Source organism: Mumia sp. zg.B21 (assembly GCF_019550855.1).
Classification (GTDB): Bacteria; Actinomycetota; Actinomycetes; order Propionibacteriales; family Nocardioidaceae; genus Mumia.
This window is the reverse complement of sequence record NZ_JAHWCJ010000001.1, coordinates 362,647-379,999: the sequence shown is the minus strand read 5'-3', so window position 1 is coordinate 379,999 and position 17,353 is coordinate 362,647. Positions and strand designations below refer to the sequence as shown.

The window sequence follows — 17,353 nt, the reverse complement described above, 5'->3', positions numbered from 1 at the left end:
TCCCTCTCCTCTCAGTACGCGAACGCCATCGGGCGGTCGTCGGGCTGCTTGCCTGTCTCGTTGTCCGGGTCCACCTCGGGCAACCCCTTCTTGACGGCTGCCAGGAGCAGCTTGACCTCGATCACCGCGAGAACGCCGTAGACGAGGGTGAAGACGATCAAGGACGTGAGCACCGTGCCGGCGCCGACGTTGGGCGACACTCCGGCCTCGGTCGGCATCAGGCTGAAGACGATCCAGGGCTGACGACCCATCTCGGTGAAGATCCAGCCGAAGGAGTTCGCGAGGAGCGGAAGGAGCATCGAGGCGACGGCGAGCCAGATCGGCCAGCGCTTGTCGCCACGCGGCACACGACCCCCGCGGGTCGACCAGAGCATCCACGCGCCGATCGCCATCGCCAGACCACCGCACGTGATCATCAGGCGGAAGCTCCAGTAGGTGACGGGGATGTACGGCTTGTAGTTGCCGGGGCCGTACGTCTCCTCGTACTCGGCCTGGAGCGAGTTGATGCCGCGCACCTCACCGTCCCACGTGCCCGTCGCGAGGTAGGACAGCACGTGCGGCACCTCGAGCTGGTAGAACGGCTTGTCACCGCTGAGCGACCCGATGGTGAGCACGGAGAACGGCGCGGGCTGGGCATCCTCGTACAGGGCCTCTGCAGCCGCCATCTTCATCGGCTGCACCTCGGTCATGATCTTGCCCTGGATGTCGCCGGTGACGATCGTGCCAAGGCCCGCGACGAGCAGGGTGACCGCTCCGAGGCGCAGGGTGGATCGGAAGGCGTCGGCGTCCGCGGGCTTGCGGCGGATCAGCCACCACATCGACACCGCGGCCATCAGCCCGCCGGCGACCATGAAGGCACCGAACAGCGTGTGCGGGAGCGTGATGAGCACGACCTTGTTGGTGAGGACGTCGGTGAAGCTCTCGAGCTCCGCGCGTCCGCGCTCGGCGTTGAACGTGTAGCCGACCGGGTTCTGCATGAAGGAGTTGGCCGCGAGGATGAAGTAGGCCGACAGCGCGGTGCCGACAGCGGCGATCCACATGCAGGCGTTGTGCAGCGCGGGCGAGAGCTTGTCCCACCCGAAGATCCAGATGCCGAGGAACGTCGACTCGAGGAAGAACGCCAGCAGGCCCTCGACGGCGAGCGGCGCACCGAAGATGTCACCGACGAACCGCGAGTAGTCGGACCAGTTCATCCCGAACTGGAACTCCTGCACGATGCCGGTCACGATGCCCATCGCGAAGTTGATCAGGAAGATCTTGCCGAAGAACTTCGTCAGACGGAGCCACTTCTCGTTGCGCGTGCGCACCCAGGCCAGCTCGAGGCCTGCGACGAGAAATGACAGTCCGATGGTGATCGGTACGAAGAAGAAGTGGTACACGGTGGTGATCCCGAACTGCCACCGTGCGATCTCGAGTGCTTCCATGGTGCCCCTCAAGGCTCGATCAATCGTCAGGCTAAATCCGGAGCCGGTGGGCGGCGAATCCGGCGAGTCCTCGCCAGACCGTCGACGACGCTCTGTAGGAGAAACGCTACTACGCAGTGTCGTAGATCAGCAGGTGGGGTACGACACAGAGTCGTAGCCCCCGGTACCCTTGAGCCATGGCACGACTGGGCGAGCTCGAGCGCGAGGTGATGGACCTCCTCTGGGAGTCCGCCACCCCCCTGACCGGACGCGAGGTCCTGGACCTTCTGACCCCCCGCAGGGACCTGGCCTACACGACGGTCACGACGATCCTCGACCGGCTCGCCCGCAAGCGTGTCGTCGACCGTGACCGGAGCGGACGCGCGTTTACCTACGCGCCCACCGTCGGTCGTGACGAGCTCACCGCCACGCTGCTGCACGAGGTCCTGGCCTCGGCCGGAGACGACCGTACGGCGGCGCTGGTGCACTTCGCCGAGACCGCCAGCAACGACGACGCCCGAGCTCTGCGCGAGGCTCTCGCGCGCATCGAGGCGACGCAGCCTCCGGAGACGCCGGCCACGAGCTCATGACCACCCCGCTCCTGCTCGGGCTGATCGGTCTCGCGCTGGCTCAGCCCGTCCCCGCGATGCTCGCGCGGATGGACTGGCCCTATCGCGCGCCGCGGGCGGCCGTCGTCCTCTGGCAGGCGCTCGCGCTCGCCGCGATCCTCGCCGTCGTCGGCGCCGGGCTGTCCGCGTCGCTGTGGCTGGTCGTCCACGAAGGCGCCCCGAACCCCGAGCCCGGCGTGGCACGGATGGTGCTGCACGTCGCGTTCCTCGGGCTCACCGTCGTCGTCGTCGCCCGGACGGTGTGGTCGTTCCTCAGTGTGGCCGCCGAGGTGCGCACGACCCGCCGGCGACACCGCGCGATGGTGGATCTTGTCGGCACCCGCGACGACGCGGGCCGCTCGGTCCGCATCCTCGACGCCCACGAGCCCTTCGCCTACTGCGTCCCTGGCCTCGACGCGCGTGTCGTGGTCTCCCGAGGGACCCTCGACTCGCTCGACCCGGCGGAGTTCGACGCCGTCCTCGCGCACGAGCGCGCCCACCTCCGGGCACGGCACGACGTCGTGGTGGACACGTTCTCGGCTCTGCACCGGGCCTTCCCGCGGGTGCTGCGGACCGAGGCGGCGCTCGAGAGCACGCGTGTCCTGGTGGAGCTGCTCGCCGACGACCACGCGAGGCGCCGCGCGGGCACCACGCCGCTGGCGCGTGCGCTCGTCAAGCTCGGCACCCGCCCCGCCCCTGCCGGGGCGCTCGGAGCGAGCAGCACGCTCGTACGCCGGATGGATCGGCTCGAGAACGAGGTCAGCGCCGCCGCACCTGCGGGTCGCGTCGAGGCGCTCACCTGCTACGTCGTCGCCGCCGTCGTGGTGCTGGTGCCGACCTTCAGCCTGGCGGTGCCGTGGATCGCCTCAGCCTGGTCGACGCTGACCTGACGCGTCGGCGACCTCGGCGACCTCGGCGACCTCGGCCTCGGGGTGCCGACCGATGTCGAGCCGGTCCGCGATCGCCACGAGAAGCCGGTCGATGCTCTCCGCGCCCCACACGGACGACGGCACGTGCTTCCCTCGGTACGGGTAGGCGAGCACTGCGCCGAGCATGACGGCCGCTGCCACGATGATCAGCATGACGGGCACGATGACGACGACCGGCGACACAGGACGACCCCCAAGATTCGGTCTAAAACGGACTCGATCAGGCTCTCACACGAGAGGGGCAGCCGCGTCCTCGGACACCACGCCTCGGACATGACCTGCGTCACGTGGCGCCAACCGGGCACAGGTCGCGCCGGGCATCTCGGCGCGGCGTGGGTCGGGGTCCGGCGGTGAGAGGTGAGTCACTACGCTCCGCCCATGACGAGCACGAGCGACCCATTGGCGATGGCAGAGCACTGGCTGGACGTCGGCAACCCGCAGCGTTGCCTGGACCTCCTCGCCGAGGGCGCGTCGGAACCCGACCAGGCTCGCGCCTTCGAGCTCCGCTCGCTCGCGCTGATCCGCCTCGGACGTCGCCAAGAAGGGTACGAGGTAGCGCTCCGAGGCCTCGAGATCGACCCCGACAGCGGTCCGCTGCACTTCTACGCCGCGCAGGCCGCTGACTTCTCCAGGCGCCCCAAGGAAGCCGAGCGACACTTCCAGCGTGCTCTCGCCCTGTGCCCGTCCGACTTGGCGATACGCACCCGGTACGGCGCGTTCCTCGTCGACGAGAAGCGGCTCGCTGAGGCCGACCGTCAGGTCACTCAGGCACGCGAGCTCGACCCTGAGGCTCTGGAGCTCACCCTGCTGCGTGCGCGCATCGCGGTGGCCCGCAAGGGCTGGGAGCAGGCGCGTGCGCTGGCGCGCCGCGTGCTCGCCGAGGAGCCCGACAACTCGGAGGCGCTCCAGCTCGACGCCGTCGCCGCCTAGGAGCTCGGCGACCAGGAGACGGCGGTCCGCAGCATGCGCCGGGCTGCGGCGACCAACCTCGACGATCGGGAGCTGGCCCTCGCGGCGCGACGTGCCGCGATCGCGATGCTCCCCGTGATGTGGCCGCTGCGGTTGTTGAGCCGCTTCGCCTGGTGGCAGGTGGCGCTGGTCACCTTCGTCGCCCTGAGACTGGTCCGGGCGACGATGCCCGAGCCGGTTCAGATCACCGTGGCGGCCGTGTGGGTCGCCTTCCTTGTGTACAGCTGGGCGCTCCCGGCGGTCCTCACGGCCTGGGTGAAGAGGAGGGCGCGGTGACCACCTCGGGGCACGCGCGCATCACGGGACTGCGCGCCGCGCTCGAGGCCAGCCCGGACAACGAGACCCTCCTGCTCCTCCTGGCCGAGGCACTGCGCGCCGACGGCGACGACGACGCGGCACTCGAGGTGTACGCGCGCCTGCTCGCGGCGCATACCCTTCCTCCCGAAGAAGCCTTGGTGGCCGCCGATCTCGCCCTCACGCTCGGCCACCTCGGCGTCGCGCGCGGGTGCCTCGAGGTCGCGCGCGGCGGGGGCCAGATCGAAGGGCTGTCGGATCTCGAGTCGCGCATCGCGACGGCACTCGCCCCCTCCGGAGATGCCCCGGCCGAGCCGGCGGAGGTGATCCGTTTCAGCGACGTCGGTGGCCTAGAAGACCTGAAGAAGCTCCTGCACCGCATGATCGTGATGCCCTACGTCCGGCCCGACCTCTACGCGAAGTACGGCCGACACGGCGGCGGCGGTGTCCTGCTCTATGGACCTCCAGGTTGCGGCAAGACGCTGATGGCGCGCGCGGTGGCCGGCGAGTGCGGGCTGCCCTTCATCCCGATCCGGATCGAGGACGTCGTCTCCCCCTACTTCGGGGCATCGGAGCGCAACCTCGCCGACGCGTTCGCCCACGCACGGGCGTTTGCCCCCTGCGTCGTGTTCATCGACGAGCTGGACGCCCTGGCCTACAAGCGCCACCGCGCGGAGGGAGACTCCGCGCGACGCTTGACCAACGTGCTGCTCCAGGTGATGGACGGGGTCGGCAGCGATACCACCGACATCCTCGTGATGGGTGCTTCCAACGCACCGTGGGACGTCGACACTGCGCTCGTCCGACCAGGCCGGTTCGATCGGCACGTGTTCGTCCCTCCGCCAGACGCGCGTGCCCGCGAGATGATCCTGGAACGACTGCTTCGTGATGTCCACGCCGAGCCGGGCAGCACCGCTCGTGTGGCCGGGCGGACCGAGTTCTTCTCCGGAGCGGATCTGCGTGCCCTCGTCGAGCGGGCCGCCGACCGAGCGATCGACCGTGCACTCGAGACGGGGGACGAGGCTCCGCTCGGTGCAGGCGACATCGAGCACGGGCTGGCTGGCCTGCGCCCCAGCACCCTCGACTGGCTACGCCGCGCACGCGACTACGTCGAGTTTTCCAACGCCGACGACCGTTGGGACGACGTCGCCGCCTACCTGCGGAGCCGGCCGATCCGAAAACGGCTCTGAGGCCCGCCACGCGCGCCTACGATCAGCCGGTGCCTCTCCCCCGTGTCTGCATCATCCAGCTCTCCCCCGACACCCTCCGCGCCCTCGCGGACGGTGACCTCGACGCGGCCAACGCGATCGCGCAGGTCCCGCTGTCCGCGGCGTTCGTCAGCCCGACCTTCCGCAGCATCTGGGCGATGCGTGCCGAGCAGGTCGTCACCGATCCCTCCAGCGCCGCGTGGGTCACCGGCGTCGTGTGGGACGAGGACGCAGAGCGCGCGGTCGGCCGGGCGGGCTTCCACGGTCCACCCGACTCCGACGGGATGGTCGAGATCGGCTACGAGGTGGATCCGGAGCTCCGACGGCGCGGCTACGCGCGGGCTGCGCTCGAGGCGCTGCTCGCCCGCGCCGACGCGGATCCGAGGGTGCGCGTCGTCCGCGTCACGATCGGCCCGCACAACACCGTCTCGCGCGATCTCGCCCTGCCGTACGGGTTCGTCGAGGTCGGCGAGTGGGACGACGAGGACGGGCTCGAGATCGTCTACGAGCGCGCGGCGATCAACCCCGCACCAGCGGAGCGACCGCCGCACGGATGACGTCCGGCACCGGGGTGACCGTCCGGTCGGCGCGAGTCACGTAGACGTGCACGAACCGCCCGATCGCCGCCGGCTCGGGAGAGGTGCCCTGGAACAGCCCGATCTCGTAGACGATCGAGGACGTGCCGAGCTTCTCCACCGCCAGGCCCACCTCGACGTCCTCGGGGAAGCCGAGCTCGCGCTTGAATCGGCAGCCCGTCTCGACCACGAGTCCGATCGCGTCGAGCCGGCGGATGTCCGTGCCGGCGGCGTCGATCAGGTAGCCGTTGACCGCGGTGTCGAAGTAGGAGTAGTAGGTCACGTTGTTCACGTGCCCGTAGACGTCCTCGTCCGACCACCGCGTGGTGATGCGGCGCAGCACCGGGAAGTCGTCGCGGCTCGAGCTCGAGGGACCTTCAGGAGTGGCGCTCACGCGCCGACGATAGCGGGGGCTAGGCGGGCTCGGCCTCGCGCATCCGCTGGCTGATCACCGCGGAGACGCCGTCACCGCGCATCGACACGCCGTAGAGCGCGTCAGCCACCTCCATCGTGCGCTTCTGGTGGGTGATGACGATGAGCTGGCTGTTCTCGCGCAGCTCCTCGTAGATTTCCAGCAGACGCCCGAGGTTGGTGTCGTCGAGCGCGGCCTCGACCTCGTCGAGGATGTAGAACGGGCTCGGTCGCGCCTTGAACAGCGCCACGAGGAACGCCACCGCCACCAGCGACCGTTCGCCACCCGACAGCAGCGACAGCCGCTTCACCTTCTTGCCCGGGGGCCGCGCCTCCACCTCGATCCCCGTCGTGAGCATCGAGGACGGGTCGGTGAGGATCAGGCGCCCTTCGCCTCCGGGGAACAGCCGGGAGAACACCCCCTCGAACTCGCGGGAGACGTCGTGCCAGGCGCTGGTGAACACCTGCTCCACGCGCTGGTCGACCTCGATGACGATGTCGAGGAGGTCCTTGCGGGTCTTGCGCAGGTCCTCGAGCTGCTCGGACAGGAACTTGTGCCGCTCCTCCAGCGCCGAGAACTCCTCCAGCGCCAGGGGGTTGACCTTGCCCAGGAGAGCGAGCGACTTCTCGGCCACGCGCAGCCGCTTCTCCTGCTCGGCGCGGACGAACGGCACCGGCTCCGGGTCGGGCTCATCCTCGTCCGCATCGACAGGACGGGGTACGGGGACGAGCGTCTCGGGGCCGTACTCGGCGACCAGCGTGTCGACCTCGACACCGATCTCGTCCAGCGCCCGCTGCTCGAGCGCCTCGATCCGGAGCCGCTGCTCGGTCCGGGCGACCTCGTCACGGTGGACGGAGTCGGTCAGCCGGGCAAGGTCGACGGACAGGTCGCGGAGCCGACGGCGTACGTCGGCCAGCTGCTGGTCGCGGCCCGCACGCGCCTCCATGATCTCGTCGCGCGCCTTCTTGGCCGCGGCGAGCGACACCGCCACGTGCTCCAGCACGACCTGCGCGGCCTCACCGACGGCACGCGCGGCAGCGCCCTCACGACGCAGCCGCTCGCGGCGTACGCGGTCGCGCTCGCGGGCGGCGCGCTCCTCGCTCGCCCGGCGACGCAGACCGGCCGCGCGGCCAGAGATCGCGCGAGCCCGCTCCTCGCTCGTCCGCAGGGCCAGCCGCGCGTCGGTCTCCGCGGCGCGGCTCGCCCGAGCCGCCTCGGCGAGCTCTTCCCTCGCGCTGGTGTCCGGCTCGTCCTCGGGCGCCTCCTCGGCGTCCGCGAGGCGCTGCTCGAGCTCGACGAGACCGGAGGCCGCGTCGTCGCGCGCCTTCTGCGCCGTCGTGATCGCGGCCGCGACGCGGGTCGCCTCGTCCTTGGCCGCCTTGACGGTCGACCCGAGCTGGGCGAGCTTCTCGGTCAGGGCGTTCGACTTCGCCTCCGACTCGCGGCGCTTCGAGACCGCGACGTCGAGGCGCTGCTTGGCCTCGTCGCGCTGCACCGTCAGGTCGGCGACCTCCACGTCCAGCTCGTCGCGACGGGCAGCGACCTCGCGGAGGCTCTCACCGGCGTGGTCGACCGCGGCCTGGACCTCGATGAGGCTCGGGACGTCCTGCGAACCCCCGGCCACGTAGTGGCCACCGACCAGGTCGCCGTCGCGCGTCACCGCGACGAGCTCCGGCATCCGCTCGACCAGGGCGCGCGCCGCCTCGACGTCGTCGACGACCGCGACGCGGTCGAGCAGGCGACCGAGAGCCGCGTGCACCCCGGCCGGAGCCTCCACGACGTCGAGGGCGTACGAGGCACCAGAGGGCAGCGACGGCCACGACGTCCGGTCGCCGGCCTCGGCCGATCCGAGGACGAGTCCGGCGCGGCCGTCTGCGCCCTCCTTCAACGACGCGACGGCGCTGAGCGCGGTCTCCAGCGTGTCGACGGCGACGGCATCGGCGGCCGGGCCCAGGGCTGCGGCCACGGCCGTCTCGTACCCCTCCCGCACTGTCATGACCGCGGCGACCGAGCCCAGGACACCACCAAGCCGGTCGGAGGCGCCGAGCACGGCACCGGCACCGTCCTTGCGCGCGAGACCCATCTCGAGGGCCTCCTTGCGTGCCTCGAGAGCTGCACGCTCGCGATCGGCGGAGTGGACCGCGTCCTTGGTCTTGGCAAGCCGCTCGGTCGCGTCGGCGAGCGCGGCCTCGGCGGCCTCGATCTCCGCGGCCAGGCCGGTCTCACCCGACCCGAGACCCGCCACCTGCGTCTCGGCGACCGTGAACTCGTGCTGAGCGCGCTGGGCGCGCTGCTCGGCGAGCAGGCGGTTCTCCTCGAGCCGACCAATCTCCTCTTCCGCGGCGAGGACCCTCGTGCGGAGCGTGTTGACCTGACCGGTGAGACGCGCGAGCCCTTCACGCCGGTCGGAGGCGGCTCGGACGAGGTCGGCGATGCGGCGGTCCTCGACCTGGAAGGCCTGCTCTGCCTCCTTGCGGGCGGCGATCGCGTCCTGGAGCCCCTTCTCGGCGGCGGCGACCTCCTCGGCGATCGCCTTCTCCTGGGCCTCGAACCGACCGGCCTCGTCCTCGAGCTCCTCAGGGTCGCGGCCCCGTCGCTCGTCAGGAGGGAGCGCGGCGGCGTTGCGGACCCGCTCGGCGGCGAGACCGGCCGTGCCCTGGACGCGCTCGCGCATGCTGGTGAGGCCGTACCAGGTGTCCTGCGCCTCCTGCAGCCGCGGCGCGTCGGCACGCAGCGCGTCCTCGAGCGCCGCCTCCTCGTCGCGCATCTGATGGACGGCTCCCTCGACGGCGGCACGCCGGTGCTTGAGCGCCTCCTCGTCGGCGAGCTCCGAGCGCAGGACCTCGCGGGCACGGACGACGTCGTCGGCGAGCAGCCGCGCTCGGGCGTCGCGGACGTCGGCCTGGACGACCGCAGCCCTGCGGGCCACCTCCGCCTGGCGGCCCAGCGGCTTGAGCTGGCGACGGATCTCGGCGAGGAGGTCCTGGAGACGAGTCAGGTTGCCGTCGGTCGCGTCGAGCTTGCGGAGCGCCTTCTCCTTGCGCTTGCGGTGCTTGAGAACACCGGCCGCCTCCTCGATGAAGCCTCGGCGTTCCTCCGGCGACGCCCGGAGGACGGAGTCGAGCTGGCCCTGGCCGACGATCACGTGCATCTCACGACCGATGCCGGAGTCGCTGAGCAGCTCCTGCACGTCGAGGAGCCGGCAGTGGTTGCCGTTGATCGCGTACTCGGAGCCGCCGTTGCGGAACATCGTGCGCGAGATCGTCACCTCGGCGTACTCGATCGGGAGTGCACCGTCGGCGTTGTCGATCGTGAGGACGACCTCCGCGCGCCCGAGCGGCGCCCGACCCGCGGTCCCGGCGAAGATGACGTCCTCCATCTTGCCGCCGCGCAGCGACTTGGCCCCCTGCTCGCCCATGACCCAGGCGAGGGCGTCGACGACGTTGGACTTGCCGGAGCCGTTGGGTCCGACGACACAGGTGATGCCGGGCTCGAGCTGGAGGTGGGTGGCAGACGCGAAGGACTTGAACCCACGCAGCGTCAGGCTCTTGAGATGCAAGCCATGCTCCTTCACGCGTACGACAGGGACTGCGGGCAGCGGGGAAGGATGCCGCTCTCAGGGTAGGCGACCGGCAGCGGTCGCCCGTCGCGCCACGCCCGGGGCAGCGCCACGCCCCCCGTCGGACCCAGAGGGGACCCGGGGGTCAGGAGCCGGCGGTCTCCAGCAGGTCGGCAGTCGACAGACGCACCTGGTCGAGGTCGGTCGAGGCGCTCAGCTCGTCGTTCTCGTGCTTGAGCCGGACCACCTCCGCCTCGAGATCGGCGATGCGTCGGCGAAGCTGGGTTTCGCGGACCTGCTGGTGGACGCTCGGCGTCGCCACGTAGCCGAGGAGAGCCTTGGCCATCGGATTCCTTCTCATCGGGACTGATGGGCGGGGCGACGCCGCATCCGGAAGGTCGAGCCGGCCTGTCGAGTGACCCTTGACCGGCGAGCCGTCGTGGGACGGACGACGCCGTCTCCTAGTGTCCCACCCGGGTCCCATTCGGGTCAATCCGGCTCCGCCGTCCACCGCTCGGGCCTGTGGCGCTTGACCGGCGGCGGCCCCGTCCGATGGACTGACCGGGTGAGCGAGGGATGATCGCCGACGCCTCCGTACGCCGAGCCGCGCACCGGACCGTCCTCGGCGCGTTCGAGGGGACCTCGGTGCCCGGGTGGTTGGCCGGCCTGGCCGACGACGGGCTCGGCGGGATCTGCCTCTACGGCAACAACCTCGCCGCCGACCCCCTCGAGGTCGCGAGCCTCGGCCGGGCGCTGGCCGCCGCGTGTCCCTCGCTGGTGCTGGCCCTCGACGAAGAGGGCGGTGACGTCACCCGGTTGCACTACGCCGACAGCAGCCCGTACCCGGGCAACGCCGTGCTCGGTCGCGCCGACGACCTGAGGACCACCGGCGCCGTCGCTCGCGCGATCGGCGCGGAGCTCAAGGCGGCCGGGATCTCGCTCGACCTCGCGCCGGACGCCGACGTCAACTCCAACCCGCGCAACCCGGTGATCGGGACCCGCAGCTTCGGCGCCGATCCCGCCCTCGTCGCCCGCCACACCGCGGCGTGGGTGCGTGGGCTCCAGAGCCAGGGTGTCGCCGCGTGCGTGAAGCACTTCCCGGGCCACGGCGACACCTCCACCGACTCCCACCTGGCGCTCCCCCGTGTCGACGCGGACCTCTCCACTCTCCTGAGGCGCGAGCTCGTCCCCTTCGTGGCGGCGAGCGCGGCCGGCGCCGCGACGATCATGACCTCTCACATCGTGCTGCCCGCGCTCGACCCCGAGCGTCCGGCGACGCTGAGCCCGAGGATCCTCACCGGGCTCCTCCGCGGCGAGCTCGGGTTCAGCGGCGTCATCATCACCGATGCCCTCGACATGGCGGGCGCGAGCGCCATGATCGGTGTCCCGGCGGCCGCCGTGGCGTCCCTCGCCGCGGGGGCCGACCTGCTGTGCATCGGGCCCTCGCTGCGTGGACGCGGGCGGGACGAGGTGCGCGACGTCGTCGACGCCGTCGTCGCCGCCGTCGGGGACGGGACGCTTCCCGTCGAGCGGTTGTACGACGCCGCCGCGCGGGTGGACGCGCTGAGCGCCGCTTATGCGACAGGCGCGAGGCCGGCCGACCCGACGCTGGTCGAGACCGGGCGAGCCGCCGGGCGGCGCGCCGCCGTGGCGGTCGTCGGCGAGGTGGGGACCGTCGGCGACGGGCCACCCCTCGTCGTCCGCCTCGAGACCGGCGCCAACATGGCCGTCGGGGACGCGGCGTGGGGAGATCTCGGCGTCACCGGCGCCTCCGTCGTCTCGGTCGTCGACGGCCACCCCTCGGCGACCGACCTGCGGGGACACGACGGTCCGCTCGTGGTCGTCGCCCGCGCTGCCGCCTCTCATGCCGACAGCTGGGCGTGGCTCCGTACTCTCGTCGACGCGCGCCCCGACGCCGTCGTGGTGGAGCTGGGCTGGCCCGCGCCCGAGATCGACGCCCTCCCCCGCGTCGTACGAGGGTGGGGGGGCTCTCTGCCCCCGTCCCGGGCCGTCGGCGAGGCGATCGACCGCGCACGGCGGGCGACGGCACCCGCACCCGCACCCGCACCCGCACCCGACGGTCCCCACCGAGAGGAACGATGATCGCCACCACCATCGGGTTGGACATCGGCGGGACCAAGGTCCACGGCATCGCCGCCGACCAAGCCCGTCCCGACGAGGTGCTGGCGGAGGCCCGCCTCCCCACGGCACCGGGCCCCGCCGGGGTCGTCGCCACCGCGCTGGAGGTGGTCGGGCGGCTGGTCGAGAGGCTGCCGAGCGGGACGACGCTCGTCGCGGCGGGCGTCGGGATCCCCGGTGCGGTCGACGCGGCCGGTGTGCTGACCAACGCCGTCAACCTCGACGTCCACCACCCGCTCGATCTCCGGGGCGTGCTCAGCCAGGCCCTGTCGATCCCGGTAACCGTCAACAACGACGTGAACGCGGCCGCGTCCGGCGCCGCCACGTGGCTCCGCTCGCGCGGCGAGCCCCAGGACCTCGCACTGCTGTCTGTCGGGACCGGCCTCGCCGCGGGCCTCGTCCTCGGCGGGCGACTCCGGCACGGCGCGTCGGGGCTCGCGGGTGAGGTCGGGCACCTCACCGTCGTCGAGGACGGGCCCCTCTGCACGTGCGGGCAGCGTGGATGCCTCGAGCTCTACGCCTCGGGTCGCGGACTCGCACGCCAGTGGCCGTACGACGGTCCCTCCCCCCAGCCGGTCGCGATGTTCGACGCCGCCGACGCCGGGGACGAGCGGGCGATCGCCGTCCGTGAGTCGTTCGTGGGTCGGCTCGTGGAAGCGGTCCGCATCGTGACCCTTGCGGTGGACCCGGCACGCGTGGTGCTGACGGGTGGCGTGATGCGGCTCGGCGACCGCGTGACCAAACCGTTGTTCGCGCGGATGGACGCCGACGCGACCGCCTCGGCGTTCGTGTCGAGCATGCGGCTGCGGGAGCGGACGCTCGCGCTGCCCGTCGACTATCCGGCCGCCGCGCTCGGGGCCGCCGCCCTCGGGTCAGCCGCCCTCGCGAGCGAGGGCCGGCGTGCGGGCGGGACGCCGTGACGCCGGCGCCCCGCCCGTCGCTCAGCCGAGACGCAGGCCGGTCGCCTTCGAGAAGACGTGGACGCGCTCAGGGTCGACCGTGAGGTGGACGACGTCGCCGATGGCCGGCGGCGTACGCCAGTTGACCCGGGAGACGAGGAGCTGGTCCTTGTCATCGTGCTTGGTGTGGCCGTAGGCGAATGCGTCCGAGCCGAGCTCCTCGACGACGTCGACGACGGTTGCGATCCCCTGCTCACCGAGCGCCATGTCCTCCGGGCGGACGCCCAGCGTGACCGTGGCGGCGTCGGCGTGCGCGAGCACCTCGCGCGTCACCGGCACGACGGTGTCGCCGACCTTGACTCCTCCCTCGGTGACCTCCACCTCGAAGAGGTTCATCGCCGGAGAGCCGAGGAAGCCCGCGACGAAGACGTTGTTGGGCGCGTCGTACGTCGCACGGGGGGTGTCGATCTGCTGGAGGACACCGTCCTTCATGACCGCGACCCGGTCGCCGAGCGTCATCGCCTCGACCTGGTCGTGCGTCACGTAGACCGTGGTGGTGCCGAGACGGCGCTGCAGCTGCGCGATCTGTGCGCGGGTCTGGACGCGCAGCTTGGCGTCGAGGTTCGACAGCGGCTCGTCCATGAGGAACACCTGCGGCGACCGTACGATCGCGCGGCCCATGGCGACGCGCTGGCGCTGGCCGCCCGAGAGCGCCTTCGGCTTGCGGTCGAGGTACTCGGTCAGTCCCAGCATGTCAGCAGCCTCGGCGACACGTGACTTGATCTCGCTCTTGGACTTGCCGGCGATCTTGAGCGCGAAGCCCATGTTCTCGGCGACCGACATGTGCGGATAGAGCGCGTAGTTCTGGAAGACCATCGCGATGTCGCGGGACTTGGGCGGGAGGTCCGTGACCTCGCGGGTCCCGATGAGGATCCGGCCGGCGTCGACGTCCTCCAGTCCCGCGAGCATCCGCAGGGAGGTGGACTTGCCGCAGCCTGAGGGCCCGACGAGGACGAGGAGCTCGCCGTCGTTGACCTCGAGCTCGAGCTTGTCGACGGCGGGCCGCTCCTGGCCCGGGAAGACGCGCGTCGCCTTCTCGAAGGTGACAGATGCCATGACTGATACATCCCTTCAGCGGCAGGAACGTGCCGCACGATCCGAGTGAAGTGGAGACGACCCGGGACGGGCCTGCGGCTCATTGTTGCCCAGGACGACTTATCCGTCTACGGGTTGCGGTGATCCGAGGTCCGCGACGCCGGACCGGCGGGGTTCCGCCGACGGCCCCCGATAGGGTCGGAGCGTGGATCCGCTCTTCGCACCACCCGCCGAGACGTGGCACCCCGTCTCGGTCAAGCTGCGCACGCTGCACCGCCTCGTCCTGGTGCTGTGGACGGTGGTTCCCGCGGTCGTGGTCTGTGTCGCCCTCGCGCTCCTGCTCCAGTGGTGGTGGCCGGTCGCCGCCGTGGCGGGCGTCGCGGTGGCCGTTCTCGTCTGGGGCTGGTTCTGGGCGGCCCGCAACCAGGCGGCGTGGGGCTTCGCCGAGAACGCCGAGGACCTGTGGATCCGCCACGGAGTCGCGTGGCGCAAGATCGTCGCGGTCCCGTACGGCCGTGTCCAGTACGTCGACGTCACGGCCGGTCCGTTGGAGCGTTCGCTCGGGATCGCCAAGGTCTCGCTGCACACCGCGAGCTCCCACACCTCGGCCGTGATCCCCGGGATCCCCTCCGACGAGGCCGCCCGACTCCGCGACCGGCTGACCGAGCTCCGGAAGACCCGTGGCTCCGGGATCTGAGCACCCGGCGCTCCCCCCGCAGGAGGCGCTTCCCGCGGTCGGACAGCGGACGCACCCGGCGAGCGCGCTGGTGCGGGTGTGGCTGTGGGTCGCGGCCGGTCTCGTCGGATTCGGACGCGACGTCCTCGAGGGCGGGCCGGAGCGCAGCCTGCTGTCGGCACTGTGGATCGGGCTCGCCATCGTGGCCGCCGCCGCGGTCCTCGGGATCGCGTTCGGCTACCTGTCGTGGCGGTTCACGCGCTACTTCATCGACGGGCGCGAGGTCCGGGTGGAGAGCGGCGTCCTCACACGACGCTCGCGGCGCGCGCCGTACGAGCGGATCCAGTCCGTCGACGTGGCCGAGCCGTTCGCCGCCCGGATCTTCGGGCTGTGCGAGCTCAGGATCGAGCTGGCGGGTGGCGACGACTCACGTGTCTCGCTCCAGTACCTCCGGCGCGGCGAGGCCGACCGGCTGCGCGCGATGCTCCTGCAACGGGCGTACGAGGCAGGCTCGCAGGCCCTGCGGGAAACCGCGGCGGTCCCCGCGCCGGCCGCGCCCGGTGTCGCAGGCTCGGACGGGGCCGGCACTGCCCCGCCGGGTCCGCCACCGGTGCCATCTCTCGATCTCTCCCCGCCGATCCTCGTCGTACCCCCGACCCGACTCGTGGTGGCGACCGTCCTGTCAGCGGAGTTCCTGACCCCCGCGGTGTTCTTGACGGCACTCGTGGTCGGCGGAGTCGTGTTCCCCGGCCTGATCGTCTTCGGTGTGGTCCCCCTGCTGCTGTGGGCGGGCCAGGTGATCATGTCGCGCGTGATCGCTCAGTGGGGCTTCACGCTGCGGCGCGCTCCCACCGGGCTCCATGTCACGCGCGGGTTGCTCTCGCGGATCTCGCAGACAATCCCGTACGACCGGGTGCAGGCGGTCGTCTCCCGCCAGGCGGCGCTGTGGCGGCCGCTGCACCTCCACCGCGCCGAGGTCACCGTCGCCGGCGCCTCGCGCGACTCCGACGACTCGGGGAGCGCGACCCTCGTCCCGGCGGCGACGCCGGAGGAGGTGCGGCGTGTCCTTGCCGAGCTGTTCGCCGACGTCGATCCGTCGGCGGTGCCGAAGGTGCGGGCGCCGCGTCGGTCGTGGCTGCTCGCGCCCGTGGGCTGGCGATTCCGTGCGGCGGGGTCGGACGGGCACGCCTTCGTCGCCGAGCAGGGGTGGGTGACCCACCGGACCGACGTCGTCCCGCACGCGAAGACGCAGTCCGTGACCCTCTCGCAGGGGCCGCTGCAGCGTCTGCGGGGTGTCGCGGACGTCGCCGTCCACACGCCCGACGGGCCTGTCGCGGCACGCGGCCGCTCCCTCGATGCGGCTGATGCGCGTGCCCTCGCGACCACTCAGCTGGTTCTCGCACGTCGGGCCCGCGAGGCCCTCGGCGAAGCCTGACGCGCCGTCGCTCAGCCGCCCGTCCGCGTTTCGTCGACTTGCGGTCGGTTCTGTGCGCCCAGACCGACCGCAAATCGACGAAACGCGGACGCGGACGCGGGGTCACCCGAACCAGCGGAGCCACATCGCATTGAGGTGGGGGCGCGGCCCGTCGTACCCGCGGTCGCGCAAAGCGCCGTACACCCTCCAGACGACGCGCTCCATCGTGGGCAGGTCGTCGGCGAGCACGACGATGACGGTCCAGCCGAGGCGTTCCAGCCGCTCGCGCCGGGTCCGGTCGTACGCGCGTTGCTCCGGCGAGCGTTCGTGCCACACACCGTCGTACTCGACGACGACGTGCCACCGCGCGTACACCAGATCGCAGCGTGCGACGAAACCACCGGCACCGTCGGTGATGTCGCGGTTGCACTCCGGCTCGGGCAGACGGGCGAAGACGAGGGCGAGGCGGACGAGGCTCTCCATCGGCGACTCGACTCGCTCCCGGACCAGCGTGAAAGCGCGCCGGGCACGGACCACGCCGTGGAGGTGACAGCCGTCGAGGTACGACCGGAGGCCGGCGAGCGTGGTGTGGCCGGCGTGGAGCAGGTGGTCCGCGGCCTGGACCAGCTCGACGAGCGACAGCACGGTCGCGCAGTCGACGTAGGTCCGATCCGGTCCCGTGCACGCGATGCGGTCACGGACGTACGCGTGCAGGCGCCCGCGACGCCGGTGCAGACGGATCTCGTCGCGGACCACGACACAGGTGGTGTTCGTCGAGAAGTGCAACGGAAGGGGCGACCGGAGCGCCAGGCCCCACAGCCGGAGTGCGGTGAGGTGGCTCGCGAGCGCGTCCTCGGGCATCACCAGGAGGCCTGCTCGCACCCACAGCACCCACGTCATGGCCAGGTCGGCGCGCACGTGCACCCCACGGAAGAGCGCTCGGAACCGACGGCCACGCAGGCCGCGCGCGGACAGTCCGTGGCGCGCTGCCTCCGTGCTCGTGAATGGACGGTCGTACAAGGGGGCGGGTATGGGCTTCACCCGGTCACGGTGGTTCCCGTCGGCCACCTTCGGGCGCAGGCCGAGCCCACCTGTGGACGCCGTCCGCGTTTCGTCGACTTGTGGACGGTCTGCGGCGCAGAAAGCGACCGGAAGTCGACAAAACGGGGACGG

17 protein-coding genes are annotated in these 17,353 nt (G+C 71.6%); 10 read left to right on the top strand and 7 right to left on the bottom strand.

All coding sequences use genetic code 11. The annotated features are described in order from the left end of the window. Positions 1–11 precede the first annotated feature (11 nt). Positions 12–1,424 (bottom strand): cytochrome ubiquinol oxidase subunit I, encoded by a 1,413-nt coding sequence (locus KV100_RS01970; RefSeq protein ID WP_220341230.1) that lies wholly within the window; start codon positions 1,422–1,424, stop codon positions 12–14. 176 nt (positions 1,425–1,600) lie between these two features. On the opposite strand from KV100_RS01970, the gene KV100_RS01965 reads away from it, so the two are divergent. Both KV100_RS01965 and KV100_RS01960 read left to right on the top strand, forming a co-directional pair. Further along, entirely contained in the window at positions 1,601–1,993 is a 393-nt protein-coding gene (locus tag KV100_RS01965) for a BlaI/MecI/CopY family transcriptional regulator (RefSeq protein WP_220341229.1), read from the top strand. Further along, positions 1,990–2,901 carry a M56 family metallopeptidase gene (locus KV100_RS01960; protein WP_220341228.1) on the top strand — a complete coding sequence of 304 codons (912 nt, stop codon included), beginning with the start codon at positions 1,990–1,992 and terminating at the stop codon, positions 2,899–2,901. Before KV100_RS01965 ends, KV100_RS01960 begins: the two co-directional genes overlap by 4 nt. Here the strand turns inward: KV100_RS01960 and KV100_RS01955 are convergent. Then, on the bottom strand, positions 2,878–3,093 hold the full coding sequence (locus KV100_RS01955) for a hypothetical protein (protein WP_220341227.1): 216 nt from the start codon (positions 3,091–3,093) through the stop codon (positions 2,878–2,880). The two genes, KV100_RS01960 and KV100_RS01955, sit on opposite strands and share 24 nt — an antisense overlap. A gap of 225 nt (positions 3,094–3,318) precedes the next feature. Between KV100_RS01955 and KV100_RS01950 the strand changes: the two genes are divergently transcribed. The 4 genes from KV100_RS01950 to KV100_RS01935 are packed head-to-tail and all read left to right on the top strand — an operon-like array spanning position 3,319 to position 5,968. Further along, entirely contained in the window at positions 3,319–3,870 is a 552-nt protein-coding gene (locus KV100_RS01950) for a tetratricopeptide repeat protein (protein ID WP_220341226.1), read from the top strand. Between the two features lie 33 nt (positions 3,871–3,903). Then, positions 3,904–4,185 carry a hypothetical protein gene (locus KV100_RS01945; protein WP_220341225.1) on the top strand — a complete coding sequence of 94 codons (282 nt, stop codon included), beginning with the start codon at positions 3,904–3,906 and terminating at the stop codon, positions 4,183–4,185. Further along, positions 4,182–5,393, top strand: coding sequence for a 26S protease regulatory subunit (locus tag KV100_RS01940; protein WP_220341224.1), 1,212 nt, complete (start codon positions 4,182–4,184; stop codon positions 5,391–5,393). The genes KV100_RS01945 and KV100_RS01940 overlap by 4 nt, the downstream gene beginning before the upstream one ends. A 29-nt stretch (positions 5,394–5,422) precedes the next feature. Then, positions 5,423–5,968: a GNAT family N-acetyltransferase gene (locus tag KV100_RS01935; protein ID WP_220341223.1), complete on the top strand. Its 546-nt coding sequence runs from the start codon at positions 5,423–5,425 to the stop codon at positions 5,966–5,968. Here the strand turns inward: KV100_RS01935 and KV100_RS01930 are convergent. From KV100_RS01930 to KV100_RS01920, 3 genes are all read right to left on the bottom strand, one after another. Further along, complete coding sequence (locus KV100_RS01930; RefSeq protein ID WP_220341222.1) at positions 5,931–6,380, bottom strand: thioesterase family protein; 450 nt, start codon at positions 6,378–6,380, stop codon at positions 5,931–5,933. The genes KV100_RS01935 and KV100_RS01930 overlap by 38 nt on opposite strands. A gap of 19 nt (positions 6,381–6,399) precedes the next feature. Beyond that, the gene (smc, locus tag KV100_RS01925) at positions 6,400–9,957 is read right to left on the bottom strand and encodes a chromosome segregation protein SMC (RefSeq protein WP_220341221.1); all 3,558 of its coding nucleotides are present in this window, start codon (positions 9,955–9,957) and stop codon (positions 6,400–6,402) included. A gap of 145 nt (positions 9,958–10,102) precedes the next feature. Next, complete coding sequence (locus KV100_RS01920) at positions 10,103–10,303, bottom strand: hypothetical protein (RefSeq protein ID WP_220341220.1); 201 nt, start codon at positions 10,301–10,303, stop codon at positions 10,103–10,105. Positions 10,304–10,533: 230 nt separating this feature from the next. Between KV100_RS01920 and KV100_RS01915 the strand changes: the two genes are divergently transcribed. Together KV100_RS01915 and KV100_RS01910 are read left to right on the top strand one after the other, a co-directional pair. Next, positions 10,534–12,060: a glycoside hydrolase family 3 N-terminal domain-containing protein gene (locus KV100_RS01915; RefSeq protein ID WP_220341219.1), complete on the top strand. Its 1,527-nt coding sequence runs from the start codon at positions 10,534–10,536 to the stop codon at positions 12,058–12,060. Further along, positions 12,057–13,016 (top strand): ROK family protein, encoded by a 960-nt coding sequence (locus tag KV100_RS01910; RefSeq protein ID WP_220341218.1) that lies wholly within the window; start codon positions 12,057–12,059, stop codon positions 13,014–13,016. Before KV100_RS01915 ends, KV100_RS01910 begins: the two co-directional genes overlap by 4 nt. Positions 13,017–13,037: 21 nt before the next feature. On the opposite strand, the gene KV100_RS01905 is transcribed toward KV100_RS01910, so the two are convergent. Further along, positions 13,038–14,111: an ABC transporter ATP-binding protein gene (locus tag KV100_RS01905; protein ID WP_220341217.1), complete on the bottom strand. Its 1,074-nt coding sequence runs from the start codon at positions 14,109–14,111 to the stop codon at positions 13,038–13,040. Positions 14,112–14,295: 184 nt separating this feature from the next. On the opposite strand from KV100_RS01905, the gene KV100_RS01900 reads away from it, so the two are divergent. Both KV100_RS01900 and KV100_RS01895 read left to right on the top strand, forming a co-directional pair. Beyond that, the gene (locus tag KV100_RS01900) at positions 14,296–14,787 is read left to right on the top strand and encodes a PH domain-containing protein (RefSeq protein WP_220341216.1); all 492 of its coding nucleotides are present in this window, start codon (positions 14,296–14,298) and stop codon (positions 14,785–14,787) included. Then, a complete protein-coding gene (locus tag KV100_RS01895; protein ID WP_220341215.1) occupies positions 14,771–16,201 on the top strand; it encodes a PH domain-containing protein in 1,431 nt (476 codons plus the stop codon). The genes KV100_RS01900 and KV100_RS01895 overlap by 17 nt, the downstream gene beginning before the upstream one ends. A 102-nt stretch (positions 16,202–16,303) precedes the next feature. Here the strand turns inward: KV100_RS01895 and KV100_RS19990 are convergent, their stop codons facing one another. Next, complete coding sequence (locus KV100_RS19990) at positions 16,304–17,221, bottom strand: DUF559 domain-containing protein (protein WP_220341214.1); 918 nt, start codon at positions 17,219–17,221, stop codon at positions 16,304–16,306. Between the last annotated feature and the right edge of the window lie 132 nt (positions 17,222–17,353).